This is a genomic window from Ruegeria sp. N8 (genome assembly GCF_056531325.1).
The window spans coordinates 164,470-185,900 of sequence record NZ_JBQFLQ010000005.1; the positions used below are offsets into that span (position 1 = coordinate 164,470).

The 21,431-nt window shown below is 58.2% G+C and carries 21 protein-coding genes; 10 read left to right on the plus strand and 11 right to left on the minus strand.

Features of this window, described 5'->3' with window-relative positions; genetic code table 11:
- The first annotated feature begins 178 nt into the window (after positions 1–178).
- The 4 genes from ACR0C5_RS12095 to ACR0C5_RS12110 are packed head-to-tail and all read left to right on the plus strand — an operon-like array spanning position 179 to position 4,089.
- The gene (locus ACR0C5_RS12095; RefSeq protein WP_480876855.1) at positions 179–1,303 is read left to right on the plus strand and encodes an MlaE family lipid ABC transporter permease subunit; all 1,125 of its coding nucleotides are present in this window, start codon (positions 179–181) and stop codon (positions 1,301–1,303) included.
- Between the two features lies 1 nt (position 1,304).
- The gene (locus ACR0C5_RS12100; RefSeq protein ID WP_170773353.1) at positions 1,305–2,120 is read left to right on the plus strand and encodes an ABC transporter ATP-binding protein; all 816 of its coding nucleotides are present in this window, start codon (positions 1,305–1,307) and stop codon (positions 2,118–2,120) included.
- A 5-nt stretch (positions 2,121–2,125) separates the two neighbouring features.
- The gene (locus ACR0C5_RS12105; protein ID WP_170773352.1) at positions 2,126–3,442 is read left to right on the plus strand and encodes an MlaD family protein; all 1,317 of its coding nucleotides are present in this window, start codon (positions 2,126–2,128) and stop codon (positions 3,440–3,442) included.
- Positions 3,439–4,089 (plus strand): ABC-type transport auxiliary lipoprotein family protein, encoded by a 651-nt coding sequence (locus tag ACR0C5_RS12110; RefSeq protein WP_170785788.1) that lies wholly within the window; start codon positions 3,439–3,441, stop codon positions 4,087–4,089. The genes ACR0C5_RS12105 and ACR0C5_RS12110 overlap by 4 nt, the downstream gene beginning before the upstream one ends.
- On the opposite strand, the gene ACR0C5_RS12115 is transcribed toward ACR0C5_RS12110, so the two are convergent.
- The 3 genes from ACR0C5_RS12115 to ACR0C5_RS12125 all read right to left on the minus strand — a co-directional run bounded on the left by ACR0C5_RS12115 (position 4,086) and on the right by ACR0C5_RS12125 (position 8,180).
- On the minus strand, positions 4,086–6,002 hold the full coding sequence (locus ACR0C5_RS12115; RefSeq protein WP_480876859.1) for a vWA domain-containing protein: 1,917 nt from the start codon (positions 6,000–6,002) through the stop codon (positions 4,086–4,088). The genes ACR0C5_RS12110 and ACR0C5_RS12115 overlap by 4 nt on opposite strands.
- Positions 5,999–6,538, minus strand: coding sequence for an RNA polymerase sigma factor (locus ACR0C5_RS12120; RefSeq protein WP_170773347.1), 540 nt, complete (start codon positions 6,536–6,538; stop codon positions 5,999–6,001). Before ACR0C5_RS12120 ends, ACR0C5_RS12115 begins: the two co-directional genes overlap by 4 nt.
- A 61-nt stretch (positions 6,539–6,599) precedes the next feature.
- On the minus strand, positions 6,600–8,180 hold the full coding sequence (locus tag ACR0C5_RS12125) for an FMN-binding glutamate synthase family protein (protein ID WP_170773345.1): 1,581 nt from the start codon (positions 8,178–8,180) through the stop codon (positions 6,600–6,602).
- A 176-nt stretch (positions 8,181–8,356) separates the two neighbouring features.
- Here ACR0C5_RS12125 and ACR0C5_RS12130 point away from each other — a divergent pair, with 176 nt between their 5' ends.
- Positions 8,357–8,761: a fluoride efflux transporter FluC gene (locus tag ACR0C5_RS12130; protein WP_480876863.1), complete on the plus strand. Its 405-nt coding sequence runs from the start codon at positions 8,357–8,359 to the stop codon at positions 8,759–8,761.
- Positions 8,758–9,120 (plus strand): fluoride efflux transporter FluC, encoded by a 363-nt coding sequence (locus ACR0C5_RS12135; protein WP_170773343.1) that lies wholly within the window; start codon positions 8,758–8,760, stop codon positions 9,118–9,120. Before ACR0C5_RS12130 ends, ACR0C5_RS12135 begins: the two co-directional genes overlap by 4 nt.
- 20 nt (positions 9,121–9,140) lie before the next feature.
- Here ACR0C5_RS12135 and ACR0C5_RS12140 read toward each other — a convergent pair whose 3' ends face one another.
- From ACR0C5_RS12140 to queC, 8 genes are all read right to left on the minus strand, one after another.
- On the minus strand, positions 9,141–9,467 hold the full coding sequence (locus ACR0C5_RS12140) for a cytochrome o ubiquinol oxidase subunit IV (protein ID WP_237217442.1): 327 nt from the start codon (positions 9,465–9,467) through the stop codon (positions 9,141–9,143).
- Positions 9,460–10,092 carry a cytochrome c oxidase subunit 3 gene (locus ACR0C5_RS12145; RefSeq protein ID WP_170773341.1) on the minus strand — a complete coding sequence of 211 codons (633 nt, stop codon included), beginning with the start codon at positions 10,090–10,092 and terminating at the stop codon, positions 9,460–9,462. The genes ACR0C5_RS12140 and ACR0C5_RS12145 overlap by 8 nt, the downstream gene beginning before the upstream one ends.
- Positions 10,089–12,179, minus strand: coding sequence for a cbb3-type cytochrome c oxidase subunit I (locus ACR0C5_RS12150; RefSeq protein ID WP_480876868.1), 2,091 nt, complete (start codon positions 12,177–12,179; stop codon positions 10,089–10,091). Before ACR0C5_RS12150 ends, ACR0C5_RS12145 begins: the two co-directional genes overlap by 4 nt.
- Positions 12,176–13,126, minus strand: a complete 951-nt coding sequence (locus ACR0C5_RS12155; RefSeq protein ID WP_480876871.1) for a cytochrome ubiquinol oxidase subunit II — start codon at positions 13,124–13,126, stop codon at positions 12,176–12,178. Before ACR0C5_RS12155 ends, ACR0C5_RS12150 begins: the two co-directional genes overlap by 4 nt.
- Before the next feature lie 104 nt (positions 13,127–13,230).
- Positions 13,231–13,692 carry a preQ(1) synthase gene (gene queF, locus ACR0C5_RS12160; RefSeq protein ID WP_480876873.1) on the minus strand — a complete coding sequence of 154 codons (462 nt, stop codon included), beginning with the start codon at positions 13,690–13,692 and terminating at the stop codon, positions 13,231–13,233.
- Between the two features lie 20 nt (positions 13,693–13,712).
- Positions 13,713–14,423: a 7-carboxy-7-deazaguanine synthase QueE gene (queE, locus tag ACR0C5_RS12165; protein WP_480876876.1), complete on the minus strand. Its 711-nt coding sequence runs from the start codon at positions 14,421–14,423 to the stop codon at positions 13,713–13,715.
- A complete protein-coding gene (queD, locus tag ACR0C5_RS12170; protein ID WP_170773332.1) occupies positions 14,420–14,773 on the minus strand; it encodes a 6-carboxytetrahydropterin synthase QueD in 354 nt (117 codons plus the stop codon). The genes queE and queD overlap by 4 nt, the downstream gene beginning before the upstream one ends.
- On the minus strand, positions 14,773–15,474 hold the full coding sequence (gene queC, locus ACR0C5_RS12175) for a 7-cyano-7-deazaguanine synthase QueC (protein WP_170773330.1): 702 nt from the start codon (positions 15,472–15,474) through the stop codon (positions 14,773–14,775). The genes queD and queC overlap by 1 nt, the downstream gene beginning before the upstream one ends.
- A 531-nt stretch (positions 15,475–16,005) precedes the next feature.
- Between queC and ACR0C5_RS12180 the strand changes: the two genes are divergently transcribed.
- The 4 genes from ACR0C5_RS12180 to ACR0C5_RS12195 all read left to right on the plus strand — a co-directional run bounded on the left by ACR0C5_RS12180 (position 16,006) and on the right by ACR0C5_RS12195 (position 21,371).
- Entirely contained in the window at positions 16,006–17,634 is a 1,629-nt protein-coding gene (locus tag ACR0C5_RS12180) for a peptide ABC transporter substrate-binding protein (protein ID WP_170773328.1), read from the plus strand.
- Positions 17,635–17,700: 66 nt separating this feature from the next.
- Entirely contained in the window at positions 17,701–18,624 is a 924-nt protein-coding gene (oppB, locus tag ACR0C5_RS12185) for an oligopeptide ABC transporter permease OppB (RefSeq protein ID WP_170773326.1), read from the plus strand.
- Positions 18,625–18,634: 10 nt separating this feature from the next.
- Positions 18,635–19,564 (plus strand): ABC transporter permease subunit, encoded by a 930-nt coding sequence (locus tag ACR0C5_RS12190; RefSeq protein ID WP_170773324.1) that lies wholly within the window; start codon positions 18,635–18,637, stop codon positions 19,562–19,564.
- A gap of 1 nt (position 19,565) precedes the next feature.
- Complete coding sequence (locus tag ACR0C5_RS12195; protein ID WP_170773322.1) at positions 19,566–21,371, plus strand: ABC transporter ATP-binding protein; 1,806 nt, start codon at positions 19,566–19,568, stop codon at positions 21,369–21,371.
- Positions 21,372–21,431 lie beyond the last annotated feature (60 nt).

Genomic DNA, 21,431 nt, shown 5'->3' on the forward strand with positions numbered 1-21,431 from the left:
CAAACCCGAATTTAACCTGCGGCCACACTGTCCTGAACAGGTGAATTGAGCAATAGGTATAGACCATGCGCAATCAGGCTTTGGGGCTTGTCGCATTCACGACATGATGCAGGGACAAAATTGCTTCTTCCCAAAAAATTACATTGCAGCCCCACACTGTTTTACATCACATACAGCCATGACGCGACCTAGCCTGAATTCGGAAAAAAGCGCCGACGGCGTTTACCTTCGGGTGTCCGGAGACTTGCTGACTCAGACACTCAGTAGCGTCGAACAGAGCTTTGCTGCGTATAAGCCTGACGATAGCAATCTGATCATTGATCTGTCTGGAATCCAGGCGCTGGACACCAGTGGGGCTTGGGTGGTTGCAGACCTTGCGCACAGGGCGAAACTGGCCGGGGCAGAGGTGCGGTTTCAAGGGGCATTGCCCGCGTATTCCGACCTGATCGAGACGGTCACACGCAACATCCCCGAGGATCCAGAAACAGAAGACACTAGTCGCAGTTTCGCGGATTGGATCGAAAGTCTGGGCAAACGGACTGCAGGAGGGTGGAAAGACACGCTGTCGATGCTGGAATTCCTTGGGATGACCCTGCACCGGTTGATGCGCACCCTAATGATGCCGCGACGACTGCGCGGCGCCGCGCTTGTGTCGCAAATGGAGGAAACCGGCTTTCGCGCCATTCCGATTGTCGCGCTGATGGGCTTTCTGATCGGGGTGGTTCTGGCGTTTCAGGGCGCAACCCAGCTGAAGCAATTCGGAGCCGAGATCTTCGTGGTCGAGTTGATCTCGATCTCGGTCCTTCGGGAACTGGGCATTTTGCTCACGGCCATCATCGTGGCGGGCCGCTCTGGCTCGGCCTTTACGGCCTCGATCGGGTCGATGAAAGTGCAAGAAGAGATTGACGCGATGAGGACCCTCGGCCTGGATCCGATCGAAGTTCTGGTCATACCCCGCGTCATGGCATTGCTGGTCATGCTGCCCATTCTGGGGTTCATTGCCAATATGGCGGCCCTGATCGGCGGCGGATTGATGAGCTGGATCGATCTGGGCGTCAGCCCCGGCATGTTCGCCACGCGTCTGAAGGAAAACACCGGCATCTGGCAATTTGCCATCGGCATGATCAAGGCCCCGTTCTTTGCGCTTGTGATCGGGGTGATTGCCTGCTGGCAGGCGTTACAGGTCAAGGGCTCGGCCCAAAGCGTTGGGCAGCGTACAACGGCGTCTGTGGTTCAATCCATTTTTATGGTGATCGCGTTGGACGCCTTGTTTTCCATCTTCTTTTCGGTGATGGGTGTCTGACATGGACGGGACTTTGCCGCAGCACAGCCAAAAGACGGACACACAGCGCGAAGCTGTTATCCGCGTGCGCAACCTGACCAACCAATTCGGCCCTCAGATCGTGCATCAAAATCTGGATTTAGATGTCTGGCGCGGTGAAGTTCTGGGCATCGTTGGCGGATCAGGCACCGGGAAATCCGTTCTGCTGCGCACGATCGTCGGGCTAAACAAACCGGCCGCTGGCAGTATCGAGGTTCTGGGCGTCGATGTTGTGAACGGCCCCGAACAGGAACGCCGCCGGATTGAACAGCGCTGGGGCGTTGCGTTTCAGGATGGCGCGCTGTTTTCCTCTCTGACCGTGTTGCAAAACATCATGGCGCCGCTTCGCGAACACACGGGCCTTAGTGAAAGCCTGATGTGCGCATTAGGAAACCTCAAGATCAGCCTTGTCGGCCTGCCACAATTTAGCTGCGGCAAGTTTCCGTCCGAATTATCCGGAGGGATGCGTAAACGCGCCGCCCTTGCACGTGCGCTGGCGCTGGACCCCGAGATTGTATTTCTGGACGAACCCACCGCCGGTTTGGACCCGATCGGGGCCGCCGCCTATGACGATCTGATCGGCGAGTTGCAACACGCGCTTGGGCTGACCGTTTTCATGGTAACTCATGATCTGGACAGCCTTTATGCCATCTGTGACCGGATTGCCGTACTTGCAGAAAAACGCGTTCTGGTTGAAGGTCCGATTGAAGAAATGACCAAAGTCGATCATCCTTGGGTGCAAGAATATTTCACCGGCCCAAGGGCACGCGCGGCACAAGAAAAAGGGCTAGGCAGGTAAAGGCAATGGAGACCCGAGCAAATTATATCCTGATCGGTGCCTTCACGCTTGCGGGCATTCTTGGTGCGTTCGGGTTCTTCCTTTGGCTCGCCAAATTCGAAATCTCGCGCCAATACGCGTATTATGAGGTGCTGTTCGACAATGTCTCGGGCCTCTCCGCCGCCGGTGGGGTCAGCTATAACGGGTTGCCCGTCGGACAGGTCATTTCGCTGGAGCTGGATGAGGACGATCCTTCGAAAGTACGAGTCCGTCTTGAGGTGGACGCGGAAATCCCGGTGACATCCGAAACTATTGCGCAATTACAATCGCTTGGGGTGACCGGCGTTAGTTTCGTGGAACTGACCGGTGGATCGTCAACCGCAGAACGCCTACCGCAGAACAGCCTGATCCAAAGCAAACGCAGCGCCATTCAGTCCCTCTTCGAAGGCGCGCCTTTGTTGATGGAGAAAGCCATCACCCTGCTTGAAGACATCAACGAGGTTGTAGACGAAAAAAACCGACAGGCCGTTTCCGATATTCTGGCCAACGTAGCCTCGGCCACCGGGCGGCTGGACAAGACCCTGTCAGATTTCGAATCCCTCTCGGCCGATCTGGGCGGCGCAGCCCGAGAGATTTCGGACTTCTCCAAACGTCTGGATCAGCTCGCCGATACGGCCGAGACCACTCTGACCACCGGAACCGATACACTGAATAGCGTCAAGACGGCCTCTGAATCCGCTGCCGCCGCGCTGGATAGCGCCAAGACGACTTTTGAGACCGCAGACCAGGTTATCCAGCAGGATCTGAGGCCGTTTATTGACCGCGCCTCATCTCTGGCAGAAAATCTGTCCGGCCTGTCAGATGAAGGCAGCGTGGCGCTTGCGACTGCCACGGAAACCTTCCTGAATGCCAACGAAACACTCGGCTCTATCACCGGTGCAATGGACACAGCAAAAGGCACACTGACATCAGCCGAGAGCGCCTTTGATTCAGCCAATCGCGTGATCAACGAAGACGTGGGCGCTGTCATGGCCGACATCCGCAACGCCGCCAATCAGGTGGCAACCACTGTCACCAGCGTCACCGACAGGCTGGACGAGATTTCCGAGGATATCCTCAGCGCGTCGGAATCGGCCTCGAACCTGCTGGGAACGATTGACGGAATCGTCCAGGAAAATCGCCGTCAGATTTCGGATTTCATGCGCGTTGGCCTGCCCCAATTCACCCGGTTCATCGAGCAATCCCAACGTTTGGTGGTCACTCTGGATCGGCTGGTCGACAAGGTTGAACGTGACCCCGCGCGGTTCCTGCTGGGCACTCAAGCATCGGAGTTTCGCCAATGATCAGGTTTCTTCCTTTCGTTCTGGCGGCAGTGGTTCTGGCTGGATGCACCGGGCTGGGTACGTTGCAACAGGCGTCAAAGCCCAACGACCTGTATCTGCTGACGCCTAAAAGCACATTTTCATCGTCGCTGCCACGCGTACAGAAACAGATCGTTGTAGAAGAGCCGACCGCAACGGCGGCGGTCAATACGGATCAGATTGCGATCCAGCCTTCTCATCTGCAAGTACAGTACCTGTCCCGCGCGCGGTGGGTCGACCGAGCCCCCCTGATCGTGCAGGCGCTAATGGTTGAAAGCTATGAAAACAGCGGCAAAGTGGCCGCGGTTGGTCGGTCCACTGTTGGCCTTCGAGCAGATTATGTCATCGTCCCCGATCTGCGCGAGTTTCAGGGCATAGTCGTCAGCGGCACAGATGGCGAGTCGACCGTTCGCATAGAAGTGCGCATGAACATCAAGATAATCGACGAGTTCGAAGACAAGATCATAGCGTCTGGTTCGTTTCAGGAAGCCGTAATCGCCGAAAGTGAACAAACCCCGGATCTGGTCAACGCTTTCGATATCGCCCTGGGCAAAACCATGCGCGACGCGGTCGAGTGGAGCGTTCGAAGAATACACACACACTCGACCAATAACCCAAGGTCGTTCTAATCGGCCAAGGACTGGGCCAGGCCCATCAACATGATTGCCTCGGCCCTGTATCCAAACGGATCGTCCCCCCGTGCCGCCGTGGCCATATCGATGGCTTGCGGATAAGACCAATTGCCCAGATATTCACCGCCCCGCAGCGCCTGGGCGTATCCCGCAATCGCGTGGGAAAACGCGACATCGTCCGTCACAACGCCCTGGTCGAAACGAATAGGGTTTTCGATCAACTGGCTGCGGTCCGATCCGGGTTGCTTGTAGCGCAATTTGAAATATCCGATCTCCTCGTCCGTATCCGCGACCACCTGAGACGCGCCATAGCGCAAGGGACCATTGCGGATCGCGTCGGAGCCGACAGGTGTGACTTCGTAAATCGCAGTCACACTGTGCCCTGCCCCGATATCGCCTGCATCGATTGCATCATTGTCAAAGTCCTGACGCCGAAGTGCCCGCGTCTCATAGCCAATCAGGCGATATTCGGCGATTTGCGCGGGGTTGAACTCGACCTGAATTTTGACATCATTGGCAATCGGAAACAGCGCGCCGGTCAGTTGATCGACCAGCACTTTGCGCGCCTCGCCCAGCGTGTCGATATAAGCCGCCTGCCCGTTCCCGTTCTGCGTCAGCGCCTGCATCGTGGCATCATCCAGATTGCCGCGCCCAAACCCCAAAACGCTCAGGTATGTGCCACTATCGCGTTTCTGGGCGACGAAGTCCTTTAAGGCTTCCGGGTCAGACAGCCCCACATTGAAATCTCCGTCCGTTGCCAGAATGACCCGCGTCACCTCACCCTCTGAAGCCATCCCCTCGGCCACGTGATAGGCCTGTTGCAACCCTGCCTGCCCGGCGGTCCCGCCCCCAGCCTCCAGCTGGTCGAGCGCGGCCAAAATCTTGCGCCGTTCAGTGGCCGAGGTGGGTTCCAGCACCTGCCCTGCATTGCCTGCATAGGTCACGATTGAGATCTGATCTTCGGGCCCAAGTTCCGACAGCAACAGCCGGAAAGACTGCTTGAGTAGCGGCAGCTTGTTTGCATCCTGCATCGAGCCTGAACTGTCGATCAGAAACACCAGATTCAGCGGCGGACGTTCGGCAATCTGGGGCAGCGCGCCCTGAATACCGATATGCACAAGCTGCGTTCCCGCGTTCCAAGGCGTCGGGCTGACCGTGATCGTCGGACGAAACGGGGCCGCACCATCGGGTGCCGGATAGGCGTAGGGGAAGTAATTCACCATCTCTTCCACCCGCACCGCGTCTTTCGGTGGCATCTGACCATTCAACAGCGAGGACCGGACAATCGCATAGGTTGCCGTGTCGACGTCGATCGAGAAGGTCGAAACTGGGTCCTCGGCCGTGACTTTCAGTGGATTGCTATCGGCGTTTGCGAAGGTTTCTGTGTTCGGAGTTGATGCGACTACGACGTCGGGTGAAGCCGGGGCGATCCGGGCAACCTCGGCGACATTATCCCGACCGAGGCGAACCGTCGGCTCGCTGTTTGCACCTTCCGCGCGCTTGCTCAGCGCCTGCGGGGCAGCGGCGATAGCGTCGGCAAATTTTTCCTCGGCTTGTGGCAACGGCTGAGGGATGGGTGCCGGTTCAACAACCCGGCTTTCGATCTGGTCCGTTACGCGCAGCGGGCCAGTTTGCATCTGCGGGACAATAAGCACCAATGCGATAGCCCCAAGGGCTGTTGTAGCGGTCAAAACACCACGGGAAGTCAGGGAATTCAGCATGAAAATCGCTCCTTTTGTCAGGCGGGCTACTGGGCCACGCTTGACAGTGGGACGTGCGCCGACGCGAGATCCTTGGGCACGCGCAAAAGATTTTCGTGCCCGGTCCAGATTATTCGCCCGGCGTGCGCTGTCGGGGGCGGGTGTTGCCGCATCCATCAGCGATTTGAGATGGTCAAGATCGTCGGTCATTGGTCCAATTCCTCTTGCCGCATGGCCCGCAAGCGCTTTCGGATGTCCGACATACGCCACGAGACCGTCCCTTCAGACACGCCCAGAACCTCAGCCGCCTGCGCGTGGGTCATCTCTTCCTCAAGGGTCAGGGCAAGCGTCTCCTGCAAATCCTGCGGCAGGCTGCGCATTGCCCTTTGCAACCAATCCACGGCCTCGGCGGCCTCGGTCGCTTCGGCCCGGCGCATCTGTTCGACGTCGCCCCACCCTGCTGCGGCGCGACTGTGAGAAGTGGCGCGGCGACGCGCATCCTCGGCTGCATTGACCACCACACGATAAAGCCATGTGGTGAACTTGGCCCGCGCCTGAAAGGCCTGGACTTTCAAAGGAAGCGCCGCGCAGATATCCTGCGTCAGGTCCTCAGCCTGATCCGCCCGCCCGGTCAGCCGGAAACACAGCCGGAAAATCCGGTCATAGTGGCGCCGCAAAAGAGAAGCGAACGCGTCCGCGTCGCCTTTTGCCGCCGCCCGGGCCAGATCCTCATCCGATGTTTCCATACGCATCACGATGAGTAAGACGGATGGAGAAGGTCAATCCTTGGCGCGCTTGTGAAAAAAATCAGAAATGCTGGGCCGAGGCGATTTTCCAATCGGCCGCAAACTCGTCCGGGACGGCATCGCCCAGGAACGCGCCCTCATCCACGATATCGTAGAGTTCTGCATATGAGTGCTCTCGCTCATCCGCTGTACGACGCCGGATATCCGCCGGATTCAGTTCGGACACTTTCTCTTTGCCCATGGCCCCCAGAATTTCGCGGAAGCTTTCCAGAGTGGCGTCGTGATAGCGATGTACCCGCTGGCGTTTTTGCGGTACGTTCACCGCACGTCCCCGGATCGGATCCTGCGTGGCGACGCCGGATGGGCAACGGTTGGTGTTGCAATGCAGCGCTTGAATACAGCCAATGGCAAACATCATCGCCCTTGCCGCGTTACACATATCCGCACCAAGCGCGAATTTCTCGATCATGTCATAACCGGTGGCCACTTTGCCCGAACAAATCACCCGGATCTTGTCGCGTAACCCTGCGCCACGCAGGCAATTGTTCACAAAGATCAATGCCTCGTTCAGAGGCATGCCCAGACGGTTGGTGAACTCGACCGGAGCCGCGCCAGTGCCCCCTTCGGACCCGTCAATAGTGATGAAATCCGGCAGAATGCCTGTCTCAAGCATCGCTTTGCAGATTGCCATGAATTCCGACGGGCGACCGATGCATAGCTTGAAGCCAACCGGCTTACCACCCGACATCTCACGCAGATGCTGAACGAACTGCATCAATCCGGTCGGACCCTCAAAGGCGGAGTGCGTGGGGGGCGAAATGACGTCCTGGTGCACCGGAACGCCACGAATTTCAGCAATCTCCTCATCAACCTTGGCGGCAGGCAACACCCCCCCATGCGAGGGCTTGGCCCCCTGCGACAGTTTGATCTCAATTGCCTTTACAACGTCCTTTTTGGCCTTTTCGGCGAATTTGTCGTTGTCGAACCCGCCATCCGCTGAGCGGCATCCAAAATAGCCGGTTCCGATCTGCCAGATGATATCCCCACCCTCGGCCAGATGATGCGGAGACAAACCGCCCTCGCCAGTGTTATGAGCAAATCCTCCATCCTTGGCACCGCCGTTCAGAGCCCTGATCGCATTTGCACTAAGCGCGCCAAAGCTCATCGCCGACACGTTCAGGCGCGAAGCATTGTAAGGCTGGGAGCATTGCGGACCGCCAAGCAAAACGCGCTCTTCGCTTTCGTCCACATGTTTGGGGGCGAGTGAGTGATTGGTGCGGTGATAACCCACGGAATTGATATCGTACTGCGTCCCAAAAGCCTGCGTGTCCACCTGACCTTTCGCGCGGGAATAGACCAACCCGCGAACAATTCGGTTATAGGGGCGGCCACTTTCGTTCGTTTCTACGAAATACTGGCGGATTTCGGGGCTGACAAACTCCAGCATATAGCGAAAATGCCCAAGCACCGGGTAATTGTTCAGAACATTGTGCTTCGTCGTCAGTATGTCGTACAGACCGATCACTGCGTAGGGGATCAGCAAGATCAACAGCCAATGGATCGGAGACCAGACAAACCCAAGGATCAGGGTCAGCGGCAGGCAAACACAGCTTAGAAAGTAATAGAGTCGGCGGACTATCATTGGGGCTCTCCTGAACTGGCCTGCGTTACATCGGAAGTTGGGCAATTCGATCTTTTGTTGCAAGCGTTTATGCCATTTGTCACCTGTTCCAGCGGATTCGTGATAGTGGCGGTCGATGGTTGATCCGTCCCCAGCCAGTGGGTATGCCGAAAGGCACAAAGAACTGGGCAGGGTCTGTGACTGATAGCAAACTTCAACCCAACATTGGGCGCATGTTCCTTGCCGTTTTTGTCGGCGGCGCGGCAGGTTCGCTGCTGCGTGAAGGGTTGTCGGTCCCGCTGCCCAGTATCTTGGCCGTAACGACGACCTTCGGGATCAATGTTCTTGCCTGTTTCGTCCTAGGCTGGCTCTATTCCATCCGGCGCCGGGTTCATGCGCATGTATTGCATCTGGGAGCTGTGGGGTTTTGCGGCGGGCTGTCCACCTTTTCCTCTTTCGTGGCCGATCTGGCCGCGATCGCCTCAACTAGCCCATGGGGCGCGGTCTATGCTGCCACGTCCGAGATTGTCTTAGGCCTTGCCGCAGCCCTGTTGGGTGAGGCAGTCGGGCGGCGCGTTCACGGCGTGAAGGGGGCCAGATGACCGAAGCCTATCTGCACGCCATCTTTGGCCTCGGCGGAGGGTTGGGAGCGGTTCTGCGCCATTGGATCGCCTTGCGGCTGCGGCACGATCTGCCGATTGCAACGCTGTTTGTGAACGTGCTGGGCAGCCTGTTGCTGGGGCTTTGGATAGGGGTTCTCGGCGGGCCAGTCGAGATGGGGGAGGAGGCGCGGCGACTGGTATTCGGATTCTGCGGCGGCTTCACCACGTTTTCTAGCTTTGCCTATCAAACGCTGGACCTGAAACGAGAACGCACCCTTGTGTTGGCCGCTGGCAACATCGCGTTCAGCCTTGCCCTGTGCTGGGGGGCGGTAGTACTGGGAATGTGGCTGACGCAGTGACTGATCGCGGCCCCCGCGGGCTACATCGGATAGGTATGCATCCGCACCGACAGATTGCCCATGATCCAGACCGTGCCCACGATGATGATCAACAGGACAAGCGTTGAAAACAGCACGAGGTCCAAATCCTCGCGGCTGCTGCGGCGGCGATCAATATGCAGGAAATACACCAGTTGCACGATCAGTTGGGCCAGGCCCAACAGACCAATCGTCAGGTAGACGCCCGTGGTTTTAATGCCGAACACATAGGCAATGATGAAAACGATCAGCGTCAGCACCAATGAACCGCCGTAACCGACAACATAGCGTCTGCGTTCGCGCCGGTGCATCTCGGTGAGGTTATCCATAGGTCAGCCCTCCGAAGTAGACGATAGTGATGATGCCGATCCAGATCAGGTCGAGAAAGTGCCAGAACAGCGCCAGACGCACAACGCGGGACATCAGCACATCAGTCAGGCCAAAGACGCGCAGCTGTATGCCCAGCACGATCAACCACAGGCACCCCGCCGCAACATGCAGCCCGTGTAGCGGGACTAACCCGTAGAATGCCGACAGGAAGCCGCTGCGCTGGGGTACTCCGCCCTTCTCTGCCATGGCCATAAAGTCGCGCAGTTCCAGCACCAGAAAGCTGAGGCCAAGGACCAGCGTTATCCCGAACCACATCACGATGCGGGATCGGGGCAGGTTGTATTTCAGCGCCAGCATTGCCAGCCCGACCGTCAGGCTGCTGGTCAGCAGGATCAGCGTCTGGGCGAAAATACTGGTCAGATCGAACAGCTCATGCGGACCGGGGCCACCGGCCTGAGCGTCGATCATGGTGATGTAGATGGCGAACATCAGGCCGAAATAAACCAGATCGCTCATCAGAAAGACCCAGAACCCGAACGAGACGACCTCACTGGCCTTGTCCGCGCCGGGGTGGCGGCGACCAAGATTCAGGCCCGGATAGCTGTGAGTGGGCGCGCGTTTCATGCCGCCACCTCCAGATCGGGGCGAGCGAGACCGCGATTTTCCGACGCATATTCGTGATCGCGGTCAACGGGGGTCGCTGCGCGGACCAGATCCAGCCAGGCCTCGTGTTCCTTGCGCACCTGTTCGGCTGAGATAACTTCTTCGGTATCGGTTCTGAACGTCCAGGCGATGAAGGACACGAGCATCAGACCGGTAGTCAGCGCCGCCAGCCACCAGATCCACCAGACAAGTGCGAACATCCACACCCCGCTGAGCACGCAGAGGATGAAACCGATGCTTGTGTTGCGCGGCAGCAGGATATCCTCGTAGGCATCCGGCGTTGGATAGGCCGCGCCGCGCTCTTTCGTTTCGGCAAAGTCGTCACGGTCTGTCACCTGCGGGATAACGGCGAAATTATAGGGCGGCGGCGGGGCCGGGATGGACCATTCCAACGTGCGCGCGTCCCATGGGTCCCCGACAGGAACGCGTGTGGTTTCACGCTGTTTGATACTGACCCACAACTGCGCGACAACCGACAGAAGTGCGGCCAGAATGACCAGCGAGCCCAGTGCAGCCACGATCATATAAGGGTGAAAGCTGGGGTCTTCCCAACTGAACGACCGGCGCGGCATCCCCATCAGCCCCACGAAATAAAGCGGCAGGAAGGTCAGCATGAACCCGACCGTCCACAGGGCCACCGAAATCCGGCCCCATGTTTCGTTCAGGCGAAATCCGAAGGCCTTGGGGAACCAATAGTTATACCCGGCCAACAGCCCGAACAGCACCCCCGGCAGTAGCACATTGTGGAAATGCGCCACCAAGAACAGAGTATTGTGCACCTGATAGTCGATGGTCGGATTGGCAAGAATGACACCCGACAGCCCTCCGATCACAAAGAGCATCAGGAACGCCAAACCGTAAAGCATCGGCACCGAAAACCGGATGCGCCCGCGAAACAGCGTCGCCATCCAGTCATAGACTTTCACGCCGGTCGGGATGGCGATCAGCATTGTGGCGATGCCGAAAACCGCATTGATCAGCGCGCTTTGCCCCATGGTAAAGAAATGGTGCAGCCAGACCGTAAAGGACATAATCGCAATCGACATGGTCGCAATAACCAGCGAATTGTACCCGTAAAGCCGTTTGGCCGAAAAGGTGGCGAATATCTCGGAATAGATCCCGTAGGCGGGCAGAACCAACAAATAGACCTCGGGGTGGCCGAACAGCCAGAACAGATTGGCGTAGTTCATCATATTGCCGCCAAGGTCATTGGTGAAAAAGTGGAAATCCAGATACCGGTCGGCCGCCAGCATCAAAGCGGCCACGCCCAACGGCGGCATCGCAAAGATGATCAGGATCGAGCTGCAAATGATCGTCCAGCAATACATCGGCAGCCGCATGAAGGTCATGCCCGGCGCCCGCAGCTTGTAGATCGTCACCGCAAAGTTGATCCCTGTCAGGGTGGTGCCGATCCCCGATACGACAATCGCCCAAATCCAGTAATCCGGCCCGACCCCCGGGTTGAACGCGGCGCTGGTATAGGGCGGATAGGCCGTCCACCCTCCGGTCGAGAACGCGCCCACCACCAGCGAAACCATCAACATCATCCCGGCAGAAACCGTCAGGCCCAAGCCGATCTGGTTCATGACCGGAAAGGCAACATCACGCGCGCCGATCATCAGGGGGATCAAGAAATTCGCGACCCCAAACACAAAAGGCACCGCAACAAAGAACACCATGATGGTGCCATGGGTACTGAAAAGCTCGGCGAAATGTTCGGCTTCAAGGAAGCCGTCCCCCGGCCCCGCAGCCTGCTGGGCGCGCATAACGACGCCTTCCAGCACCCCACGCGCCAGCATGACGATCGCAAAGACGATGTACATGATACCGATTTTCTTGTGATCCGCACTGGTCAGCCAATCACGCCACAAGGACCCCCACAGGCGGAACCATGTCAGCAGCCCTACAACGACACCCACCCCGACCAGAACAACGGCGGCGGCGGCATTGGCCACGATCTCATTGGCGTTCGGCGTCTGGATCAGACCTACGATCGGGAACGCATCCCAGCTTAGGCGCCCGATAAGCCCCCCTGCTTCCGACGTCATTGCGCACCCTCCTGCCCATAGGTTGCAGTTCCGGGTTGCTGATCTGTCGGTAGCGGTTGCCCACCGTGATATCGGTGCAGGATCGAGTGGAACAAATCCCCCTCCTCAAGCGTGAAATACAGCGCGTTGAGCGGCATGAGCGGCGTACCCAACGCGGCCTGTACCTCATCGCGGTCGGTGCGCATGGCCAATGTTTGATAGGTCTCATCGGTCAGCGGAATGCCATGGGTGCGGACGCTGTTGACCCAGGCCTCAAAATCGCCCGGTTGCATCGCTTGCGTCACGAATTTCTGCTTGGTGAACCCACGGCCGTTATATTGGGTGTTTTCGCCCTGCATGGTCCGGGGGGTGTCGGCCACCAGATGCAATTTGGTTGTCATGCCGGGCATCGCGTAAATCTGCCCTGCCAGCGCCGGGATCATGAAGGATTGCATGACCGTATCGGTCGTCAAGGTCAGGGCCACCTGCTGGTTCACGGGTATGCCGAACTCTCCCACGCTGGCGATGCCATGATCGGGGTAGATGAACAGCCATTTCCAGTCGAGCCCCACAACCTGAACGTTCACGGCAGGCTGATCTCCAAACGGCGCGGCATAGGGATCAAGCCGATGCGTCGCTTTCCACAAGTAGAACGACAGGATGGCCACGATCAGTACCGGCACACCCCACATAGCAAATTCCAGAGGCCCCGAGAAATCCCATTTGGGTCGGTAAGTGGCAGAGGTGTCGGGGCGACGGCGATAGCGGTAGGCGATCAGGGGTACCAGCACCAACACCGGGATCACCGCAATCAGGATCAGAGCCGTTGCGCGCAGCAGATGGGTCTTCTGCACGGCCGCAATCGGCCCCTGCGGGTCCAGAAAACTGTCGCTGGCAAAAACGGATTGCGCGGACACAAGTGCAAGCACAACCAGCACGAGCACCCGCGACCAACTGAAATACCTCACACCCAAAAGCCCTTATACCGATATCAGGGTCAACTATCGGCAGAACCACACGATTACTCAAGGCTTTTTAGGGTCGCGTTTTCGCCCGAACCAAGTGGGCGGTGTCAGCCGCGCCCGCGATAGGGCGGCACGCCCTGATCGGGGATCCAGACATGTTCAGGCATGGCCCCCGTCTGCCAGAAAACATCAATCGGAATACCGCCCCGCGGATACCAGTACCCGCCGATCCGTAGCCAGCACGGGTCAAGAAAATCGACCAGACGACGCGCGATGGACACGGTGCAATCTTCGTGAAACGCGCCGTGATTGCGGAACGAGCCCAGAAACAGCTTGAGCGACTTCGATTCCACCAACCATTCGCCGGGCACATAGTCGATCACCAGATGTGCAAAATCCGGCTGCCCCGTCATCGGGCACAGCGAGGTGAACTCGGGCACGGTGAACCGCACGCAATAGTCGATATCGGCCTGCGGGTTTTGCACCCGTTCCAGCTCGGCGGTTTCGGGAGAGGTGGGCAGTTCGGTTTTGCCGCCCAATTGGGTCAGGTCGCTGTAGATGGTTTCCATTGTCTTCTCCTGATGGGGTTTTAGACCCCGCGTTTGTTGCCCCACAAAAGGACATGCAGTTGCGGCAGCACCCGCGGGGTGAACCAGCCATCTGCGGTAACTTTCTCGACCAGCCATAACAGACGATCCGACAGGGTTTGCGGATCGACGGGCTGCGTGGGGTCGACCGTCTCATTACCCGGCTGTAGATACAGTGGCAGCGCCGGATAGCGATCCGCCGCGGCACGGGCCCAAGCGTAGTCACGCTCATCAAAGATCACGATTTTCATCACCGTTTTGGGGCCGTTTCCAGCAGCCGTCAGACAGGCGTCGAACGCGACCCAATCCACCGTCTCCCCGCTCGAGGGCGGTTTGGGGCTCAGAACCAGCGTATCCAGATGGTTGAACCACGGCTTTGCGATGGAGCCCTGCGTTTCGCAGGCGAACCGATAACCCTCTGTCCGTCCCAACGCGATCAGGGGCGCAAAGTCCTGAATGGCAGGATTGCCACCCGACAGCGACACGGTCAAAGGCCGCCCGCCTGACAGGTCGCGCACTCGGCTCCAAACCGCATCCGTGGTCATCGCCGCCCAGTCATGACGATAGGCAGTATCAACCGCGTGCAGGCTGTCGCACCAGCTGCACCGGTAATCACATCCGCCGGTGCGCACGAATACAGTAGGTTCCCCGATCAGCGCGCCTTCGCCCTGAATCGTGGGGCCGAAAATCTCGGCAATGCGCAGGCGGGTCATGGGCGATACTCGGCCCATGTTTTAGGAGTTTCGCTGACCCGCACGGCAGCGGTTTCCGGCCAACGGGCAGCACACCAGTCATAGAAATGACGCGCCATATTCTCGGCCGTGGTCAGGATGTTCATCACATCGTTCAGATGGCGATGATCAAACGTCTCGTCGATATAGGTCTTGAGCGGCTTCAGCTCGCCATAATCGCGGACAAACCCGTCAGCGTTCAGGTCCTTGGCGGCCAGTTCGACCTCGACCACATAATTATGCCCATGCATCCGCGCGCATTGGTGATCGTCGGGCAGATGGGTCAGTTGGTGCGAGGCAGAAAAGTGGAATTCCTTGGTGATCCGATACATCAGGCGCTTTCCTTCTGTGCCGTGGCCGCCACCCAGAAATCAGGGTCGTCATAGGTGGTCGGGTCCGGGATGCCGGCCAGATGGAACGCCTCGCGCCGTTCCACGCAGGTGCCGCAGCGCCCGCAGTGATGATCTCCGCCTTTGTAGCAGGACCATGTCTGCGCGAAGGGGGTGTTCACCCGTGCGCCCTCGGTCACGATATCGGCCTTGCTGCGATGCACGAACGGCGTGAACAGCGAGACATCGGCATAGCCATCCAGCGCCAGTTTCTGCATCGCCTCAAAGGCCTCGGTGAAGGCCGGGCGGCAATCGGGATAGATAAAGTGATCCCCGCCATGCACGGCAGTGGCCACAGCATCCGCACCACGGGCGGCGGCGGCACCGAATGCGACGGTCAGCATGATGGCATTGCGGTTGGGCACCACGGTCACTTTCATGCTGTCCTCGGCATAATGCCCGTCGGGCACATCCACATCATCGGTCAGGGCCGAGCCGGTCAGAACCGCACCCACAGGGCGGAGGTCGATGATGTCATGAGACACGCCAAGGCGCTGTGCACACAACGCGGCATAGTCCAGCTCTTTGCGGTGACGCTGGCCATAGTCGAAAGAGATCAGGCCCGCCAATTCGTGATCCTGCGCAACCATATGCGCCAAAGATACCGAATCCAGCCCGCCCGAGCAGATTACGATCGTTTTCATATTTTGAACCCTTGTTTTGATACCCGGGTAGGCTGCGACCGGGATGCGCCCTGTTATACTCTGTCGTGCGCGGTGCCAAGGCCCAAGCGCCTGATTGCCGGATCACAAGACGGACAGATGTATTCAGGAGCGATTCGCATTTTTGGATCAGGTGACGTGAGGGAAATGCAAAGACTTCAGGTCAAGTCCAAGCCCCGCGCTTCACGAAAGTGTCAAGAACACGTGAAGTTTCGCCATTTTATTGCCTGCGACCTCTCGGTTTCATTCACAATCCACCTAAGGTTGCCTAATTTGCAGGCAAAGGCTTTAACCTTTTTTGAAATAATGCCAACGTCTGCCCCAGTGAAAGGCGACTTTCGCAACAACATTCCTGACTGCAAACCGAAACCCAGTGACGCGGTGTTCATTGCGATCTGACAAAGCAAAATCTGAACCTGTTCCGGGCCGCTTTCTGGTCGGGCAATCAAGGTGGCAACGGGCCGCCCTGATCGGCTGCGTGCGCCTTGCCTTCAAAAAATGGGAGTTAACAATATGAACAAGTATATTCGGACATCTCTGGCAGGTCTGCTGACCTCGACCATGATCACCGGCGCGGCTTTTGCCGCCGGGACCCACCCGACCACGGGCGAAGCGTTGGCCGATGACCAGACGTTCACCTATCGCATTCTGGACGAGCACAGCTCGGTCGATCCGCAGGTAGTTGAGGATGTTTCGGGCGCCGAGATCGTCCGCGATCTGTTCGAAGGTCTGATGAACCAGGACGAAGACGGTAATCTGGTGCCGGGTGTTGCCACCAGCTTCACCACCAATGATGCCAAGGACGTCTATACCTTCACCCTGCGCGACAATGCCAAATGGTCCAATGGAGATCCGGTTACAGCTGGCGATTTCGTTTACGCCTGGAAACGTGCCGTCGATCCCGCGCTGTCCTCGCCCTATGCGTGGTACATGGAGCTGATGTCGATCGAGAACGCGTCCGAGATCATTGCAGGCGAAAAGCCGGTTGACGATCTGGCCGTCAAAGCCATCGACGACCACACGCTGGAAGTAAAACTTAGCGCGCCGCTGTCCTATTTCCCGCAGATGACCACGCATGCGACCACCTTCCCTGCCCCGCAGAAAGTGATTGAGGAGTTCGGCGACGCCTGGACCAAGCCCGGCAACATCGTGTCGAACGGTGCTTATGTTCTGACCGAGCATCTGCCGCAGGAACGCTCGGTTCGCGAGCGCAACGAGATGTACTGGGACAACGACAACACGATTATCGAAAAAGTCGTGGCCTTGGTCATTAACGACGAAAACGTGGCCCTGACCCGCTATCTGGCCGGTGAACTGGACCGCACCGAAGTGCCCGCAGGCCAGTTCCCGCGCCTGCAAAAAGAGCACCCGGAAGAGGCGATCAGCTTCCCGCGTCTGTGCAACTATTATTACACGTTCAACCTGTCCGAAGGTGGTCCGGAAGCGTTCAAAGACCCGAATGTCCGTCAGGCCCTGTCGCTTGCTGTCGATCGTAAGATCATCACCGAGAACATCATGGCAGGCGGTCAGCCGCAGGCATATACTTTCGCACCCGAAGCAACCGCAGGCTTCACCGTTCCGGACGTCGAAATGGCGTCGATGTCGCAAGCCGAACGGGACGAACTGGCCAAAGAACTGCTGGCCGAGGCTGGTTATGGCGCAGACAATCCGCTGAGCTTCGAGATGGTCTACAACACGTCAGAAGCGCACAAGAAAGTTGCCGTGGCGCTGAGCCAGATGTGGAAACAGAAACTGGGCGTGAACGCCGAGCTGGCCAACATGGAATGGAAAGTGTTCCTGGAAGAGCGCGGCAACCAGAACTTCGATCTGGCCCGTGGCGCATGGTGTGGCGACTATAACGAAGCCTCCACCTTCTTGGACCTGTTGCAGTCCGATTCGGGCTATAACGACGGCAAGTACAACAACGCCAAAGTTGATGAACTGCTGGCCTCTGCCAAAACCGCAGACGATGCCGCGCCGCTTTATACCGAGGTCGAGCGTATCATCGCGCAAGAGACCCCCGTCATCCCGATCTATCACTATGCTGGCGTTTATATGATGGATAGCGATGTGGGGAACTGGCCGGTCAATAACGTAGAGCAGAACTGGTACTCCAAAAACCTCTACAAAACAGCCGAGTAATCACCTTTAGATCCCGCTGTGCCCCAAGGACCGCTTTGGGGCACAGCCAATAATTGGGGGCATGAAATGCTTGCCTATATTATCCGGCGGCTATTGGTCGCCGTTCCGACGATCCTTTTGCTGATCGTCGCCAGTTTCTTTCTGATGCACTTCGCGCCCGGTGGGCCCTTTACCTCGGAACGGCCTCTGCCGCCCGCGGTTCTGGCCAATATCGAGGCACGCTATGGGCTGGACCAGCCGCTGTGGAAGCAGCTTTGGGACTATCTGTATAACATCGTGGTGCATTTCGATTTCGGGCCATCCTTCAAGTTCAAGGATCGCGATGTGAATGATATCATCGCCCAAGGTTTCCCGATCTCACTGACCTATGGGTCCCTGTCGTTCCTGTTTGCCACTACGATTGGTGTGGGGCTGGGGATTGCGGCGGCCATCAAGCACAATAGCTGGATCGACTATTTCGCTGTCGGTCTGGGCATTGCAGCTCAGGCGCTGCCGAACTTCATCATGGGCCCGATCCTGATCCTGACCTTCACCCTTTGGCTGGGTTGGCTGCCGGGCGGTGGCTGGAACGGAGGGCAATGGCCATATCTGATCATGCCCGTTATCGCGCTCGCGACCTCATATATCGGCTCGATCGCGCGGATCACGCGATCGTCTATGCTCGAGGTTCTGAACTCGAACTTCATCCGCACCGCGCGGGCCAAAGGACTGCCGACCAGAACCGTGATCTGGCGCCATGCGCTGAAACCGACGCTTTTGCCGGTGGTGTCCTATCTGGGACCGGTCTTCGTCTATGTTCTGACGGGTTCGGTCTTCGTTGACATCTATTTCTCGACCGGCGGTCTGGGGCAAGCCTATGTCGGCTCGGCCCTGTCGCGTGACTATGCGGTGCTCTTGGGGGTCACGATCCTCTATGGCGCGCTGACCGTAATCGTGAACCTTTTGACCGACCTAGCCTATGCCTGGTTCGATCCGAAAATCCGGTACTAAGGGGCGAAACATGCTTGGAAAATCTCAAAAAGCCGCCCATCTGGCCGAAGATATCACCGATTACACGGTCATTCAGGGGCGTTCACTGTGGCAAGACGCACGGATGCGTTTTGTGCGCAACAAGGCCGCGATGGCCAGCGTAATCATTCTGGCGCTGATCGTTCTGTTCACCCTCATCGGACCCTACTTCGCGGTCTGGAACAATGAAGAGATCGACTGGAACGTCATGGGTGACGTGCAGGGCATGGGTATGCCCTCGGTCGAAACGGGCCATTTCTTTGGCGTCGATGATTTGGGGCGCGATCTGTACAGCCGCGTCATTCAGGCCACCACCACATCGCTGCTGGTCGGTCTGATCGGTGCAGCGACAGCGCTGATCGTTGGCACCTGCTATGGCATCGCCGCCGGCTATATCGGTGGCCGGACCGACAGCGTCATGATGCGCTTTGTCGACATCTTGCTGGCGATCCCGGCAACTCTGGTGATTATTCTGCTGCTTGTCGTGGCGGGTCGATCCTTCTTCATGCTGTTCATCGCCCTTGGCGCGGTTGGTTGGCTGACCATGGCGCGGATCGTACGGGGTCAGACCCTGACCCTGAAGAACCGCGAGTTCATCGAGGCCGCCCGCGCCGCAGGTGTCAGCGAATTTACCATCATGTACCGCCATATCCTGCCCAACTTGCTGGGCGTTGTGATCGTCTATGCCTCGCTTCTGGTGCCTGAAATGATCCTGACCGAGAGCTTTATCTCGTTCCTTGGGCTGGGGATTTCAGAACCGTACACCTCGCTGGGTCGTCTCATCGCGGAAGGGGCGGGAACCATGGGGTATGGCACCCTGTGGCAATTGATGTTCCCGCTGACTTTCTACGTCGCCATCATCATCACGATGTTCTTCATCGGGGATGGTCTGCGTGACGCTCTGGACCCGAAGGATCGCTGATATGAGCCTGTTTTCCGTAAAAGACCTGAAGGTCCAGTTCGACACCCCCGATGGCGTGGTCGAGGCCGTCAAAGGCATCAGCTTCGACATCAACCCCGGCGAATGCCTTGGCATCGTGGGCGAAAGCGGGTCGGGCAAAAGCCAGACCTTCATGGCCGCGATGGGGTTGCTGCCACCCGCAGGACGGGCGCTGGGGTCAGCCACTCTGAACGGCACCGAAATCCTGAACCTGCCGATCAACCGCCTGAACAAGATACGTGGCTCTGACGTGGGCATGATCTTTCAGGACCCGTTGACGGCACTTACCCCGCATCTTCGGATAGGCCAGCAAATGCGCGAGGTTCTGCAGGTGCATGAAGGGTTGCAAGGCGCGAAGGCGCGGGCCCGCTGCCTGGACTGGCTGAACCGCGTCCGTATCCCTGAGGCCGCGCGGCGACTGGACCAGTTCCCCCACGAACTGTCCGGCGGGATGCGCCAACGCGTGATGATCGCCATGTCGATGCTGTGCAATCCCAAGCTGCTGATCGCGGATGAGCCCACCACGGCGCTGGACGTGACCGTTCAGGCCGACATTCTGGACCTGATGGTGCGCCTGCAAAAAGACGAAGGCACCGCCATTGCCCTGATCACCCATGATATGGGCGTAGTCGCCCGTATGTGCGACCGCATTCAAGTCATGCGCATGGGCGAATTTGTCGAAGCCGGAGACACCCGCGAAATCTTCCGCGACCCGCAGCACGACTATACCCGCACCCTCCTCGATGCGATGCCGCGCATTGATGCGGGCGATGCGCCCAAGGCGTTGGAGAAGGTCGAAGAACCGCTGCTCAAGGTCGATGACGTCAAGGTGCATTTCCCGATCAACGTCAAAGGCGGGTTGTTCGGCCGCAAAGTGCCGCTCAAGGCTGTCGATGGCGTCAGCTTTGACATCCGCAAGGGTGAAACTCTGGGTGTTGTGGGCGAATCCGGCTGCGGCAAGTCCACGCTGGCGCGCGCCGTATTACAACTGATCGAACCCAGCGGTGGAAATGTCAGTTGGTTGGGCCATCCCATTGTGGGTCTGAAACGCGCCGAGCTGAACAAGTACCGCAAGGACTTGCAGATCGTCTTTCAAGACCCACTGGCCAGCCTCGATCCGCGCATGACAATCTCGGCCTCAATCGCCGAGCCGCTCAAGACCTATCGCCCCGATCTGACGGACCGCGAGCGCAAGCAGATGGTCAGCGAAATGATGGAGCGTGTGGGCCTGAATGCCAACATGATCAACCGTTATCCGCACGAGTTGTCAGGCGGTCAGAACCAACGGGTCGGCATCGCGCGCGCGATGATCAACAAACCCAAGCTGATCATCTGCGACGAGGCAGTCTCGGCCTTGGACGTGTCCATTCAGGCGCAAATCGTTGAATTGCTGCGCGAGTTGCAGCAGGAGTTCGGTCTGTCGATGATCTTCATCAGCCACGATCTGTCGGTGGTACGTGCCGTGTCGAACCGGATCATGGTGTTGTATCTGGGTCGGATCGTGGAGCTGGGCGATGGCGAGGTGATCTGCTCGGACCCGATCCATCCTTACACCAAGTCGCTGATCTCGGCTGTTCCGATCCCTGACCCGGATGTGGAACGCACCCGTCAGCGGCTGAAGCTGCCAGGAGAGCTGCCCTCACCCATGGACCCCAAAGCCGCGCTGCGCTTTTTGCCCAGCCGGTTGTCTGCCGGTGAGACCGACTATGTTCCAAGCCTCAGCGAAGTTCGTCCTGACCACTTTGTCGCCGAACACGACCCGTTGGATGCCATCATGGCCAATGGGTGATACCCGGCCCGAAGTCAGAATGCTGACTTCGGGCGTATTCAAACCCTGCTTAATTTGCAG

Coding starts and splice junctions, on each gene's coding strand:
- oppB (WP_170773326.1), top strand. CDS start 17,701: ATGCTTGCCTATATTATCCGGCGGCTATTGGTCGCCGTTCCGACGATC.
- ACR0C5_RS12190 (WP_170773324.1), top strand. CDS start 18,635: ATGCTTGGAAAATCTCAAAAAGCCGCCCATCTGGCCGAAGATATCACC.
- ACR0C5_RS12115 (WP_480876859.1), bottom strand. CDS start 6,002: ATGACCGACGATCTTGACCATCTCAAATCGCTGATGGATGCGGCAACA.
- ACR0C5_RS12105 (WP_170773352.1), top strand. CDS start 2,126: ATGGAGACCCGAGCAAATTATATCCTGATCGGTGCCTTCACGCTTGCG.
- ACR0C5_RS12180 (WP_170773328.1), top strand. CDS start 16,006: ATGAACAAGTATATTCGGACATCTCTGGCAGGTCTGCTGACCTCGACC.
- ACR0C5_RS12125 (WP_170773345.1), bottom strand. CDS start 8,180: ATGATAGTCCGCCGACTCTATTACTTTCTAAGCTGTGTTTGCCTGCCG.
- ACR0C5_RS12100 (WP_170773353.1), top strand. CDS start 1,305: ATGGACGGGACTTTGCCGCAGCACAGCCAAAAGACGGACACACAGCGC.
- queD (WP_170773332.1), bottom strand. CDS start 14,773: ATGTATCGGATCACCAAGGAATTCCACTTTTCTGCCTCGCACCAACTG.
- queE (WP_480876876.1), bottom strand. CDS start 14,423: ATGACCCGCCTGCGCATTGCCGAGATTTTCGGCCCCACGATTCAGGGC.
- ACR0C5_RS12150 (WP_480876868.1), bottom strand. CDS start 12,179: ATGACGTCGGAAGCAGGGGGGCTTATCGGGCGCCTAAGCTGGGATGCG.
- ACR0C5_RS12120 (WP_170773347.1), bottom strand. CDS start 6,538: ATGGAAACATCGGATGAGGATCTGGCCCGGGCGGCGGCAAAAGGCGAC.
- ACR0C5_RS12195 (WP_170773322.1), top strand. CDS start 19,566: ATGAGCCTGTTTTCCGTAAAAGACCTGAAGGTCCAGTTCGACACCCCC.
- ACR0C5_RS12095 (WP_480876855.1), top strand. CDS start 179: ATGACGCGACCTAGCCTGAATTCGGAAAAAAGCGCCGACGGCGTTTAC.
- ACR0C5_RS12135 (WP_170773343.1), top strand. CDS start 8,758: ATGACCGAAGCCTATCTGCACGCCATCTTTGGCCTCGGCGGAGGGTTG.
- ACR0C5_RS12145 (WP_170773341.1), bottom strand. CDS start 10,092: ATGAAACGCGCGCCCACTCACAGCTATCCGGGCCTGAATCTTGGTCGC.
- queF (WP_480876873.1), bottom strand. CDS start 13,692: ATGGAAACCATCTACAGCGACCTGACCCAATTGGGCGGCAAAACCGAA.
- ACR0C5_RS12110 (WP_170785788.1), top strand. CDS start 3,439: ATGATCAGGTTTCTTCCTTTCGTTCTGGCGGCAGTGGTTCTGGCTGGA.
- queC (WP_170773330.1), bottom strand. CDS start 15,474: ATGAAAACGATCGTAATCTGCTCGGGCGGGCTGGATTCGGTATCTTTG.
- ACR0C5_RS12140 (WP_237217442.1), bottom strand. CDS start 9,467: ATGGATAACCTCACCGAGATGCACCGGCGCGAACGCAGACGCTATGTT.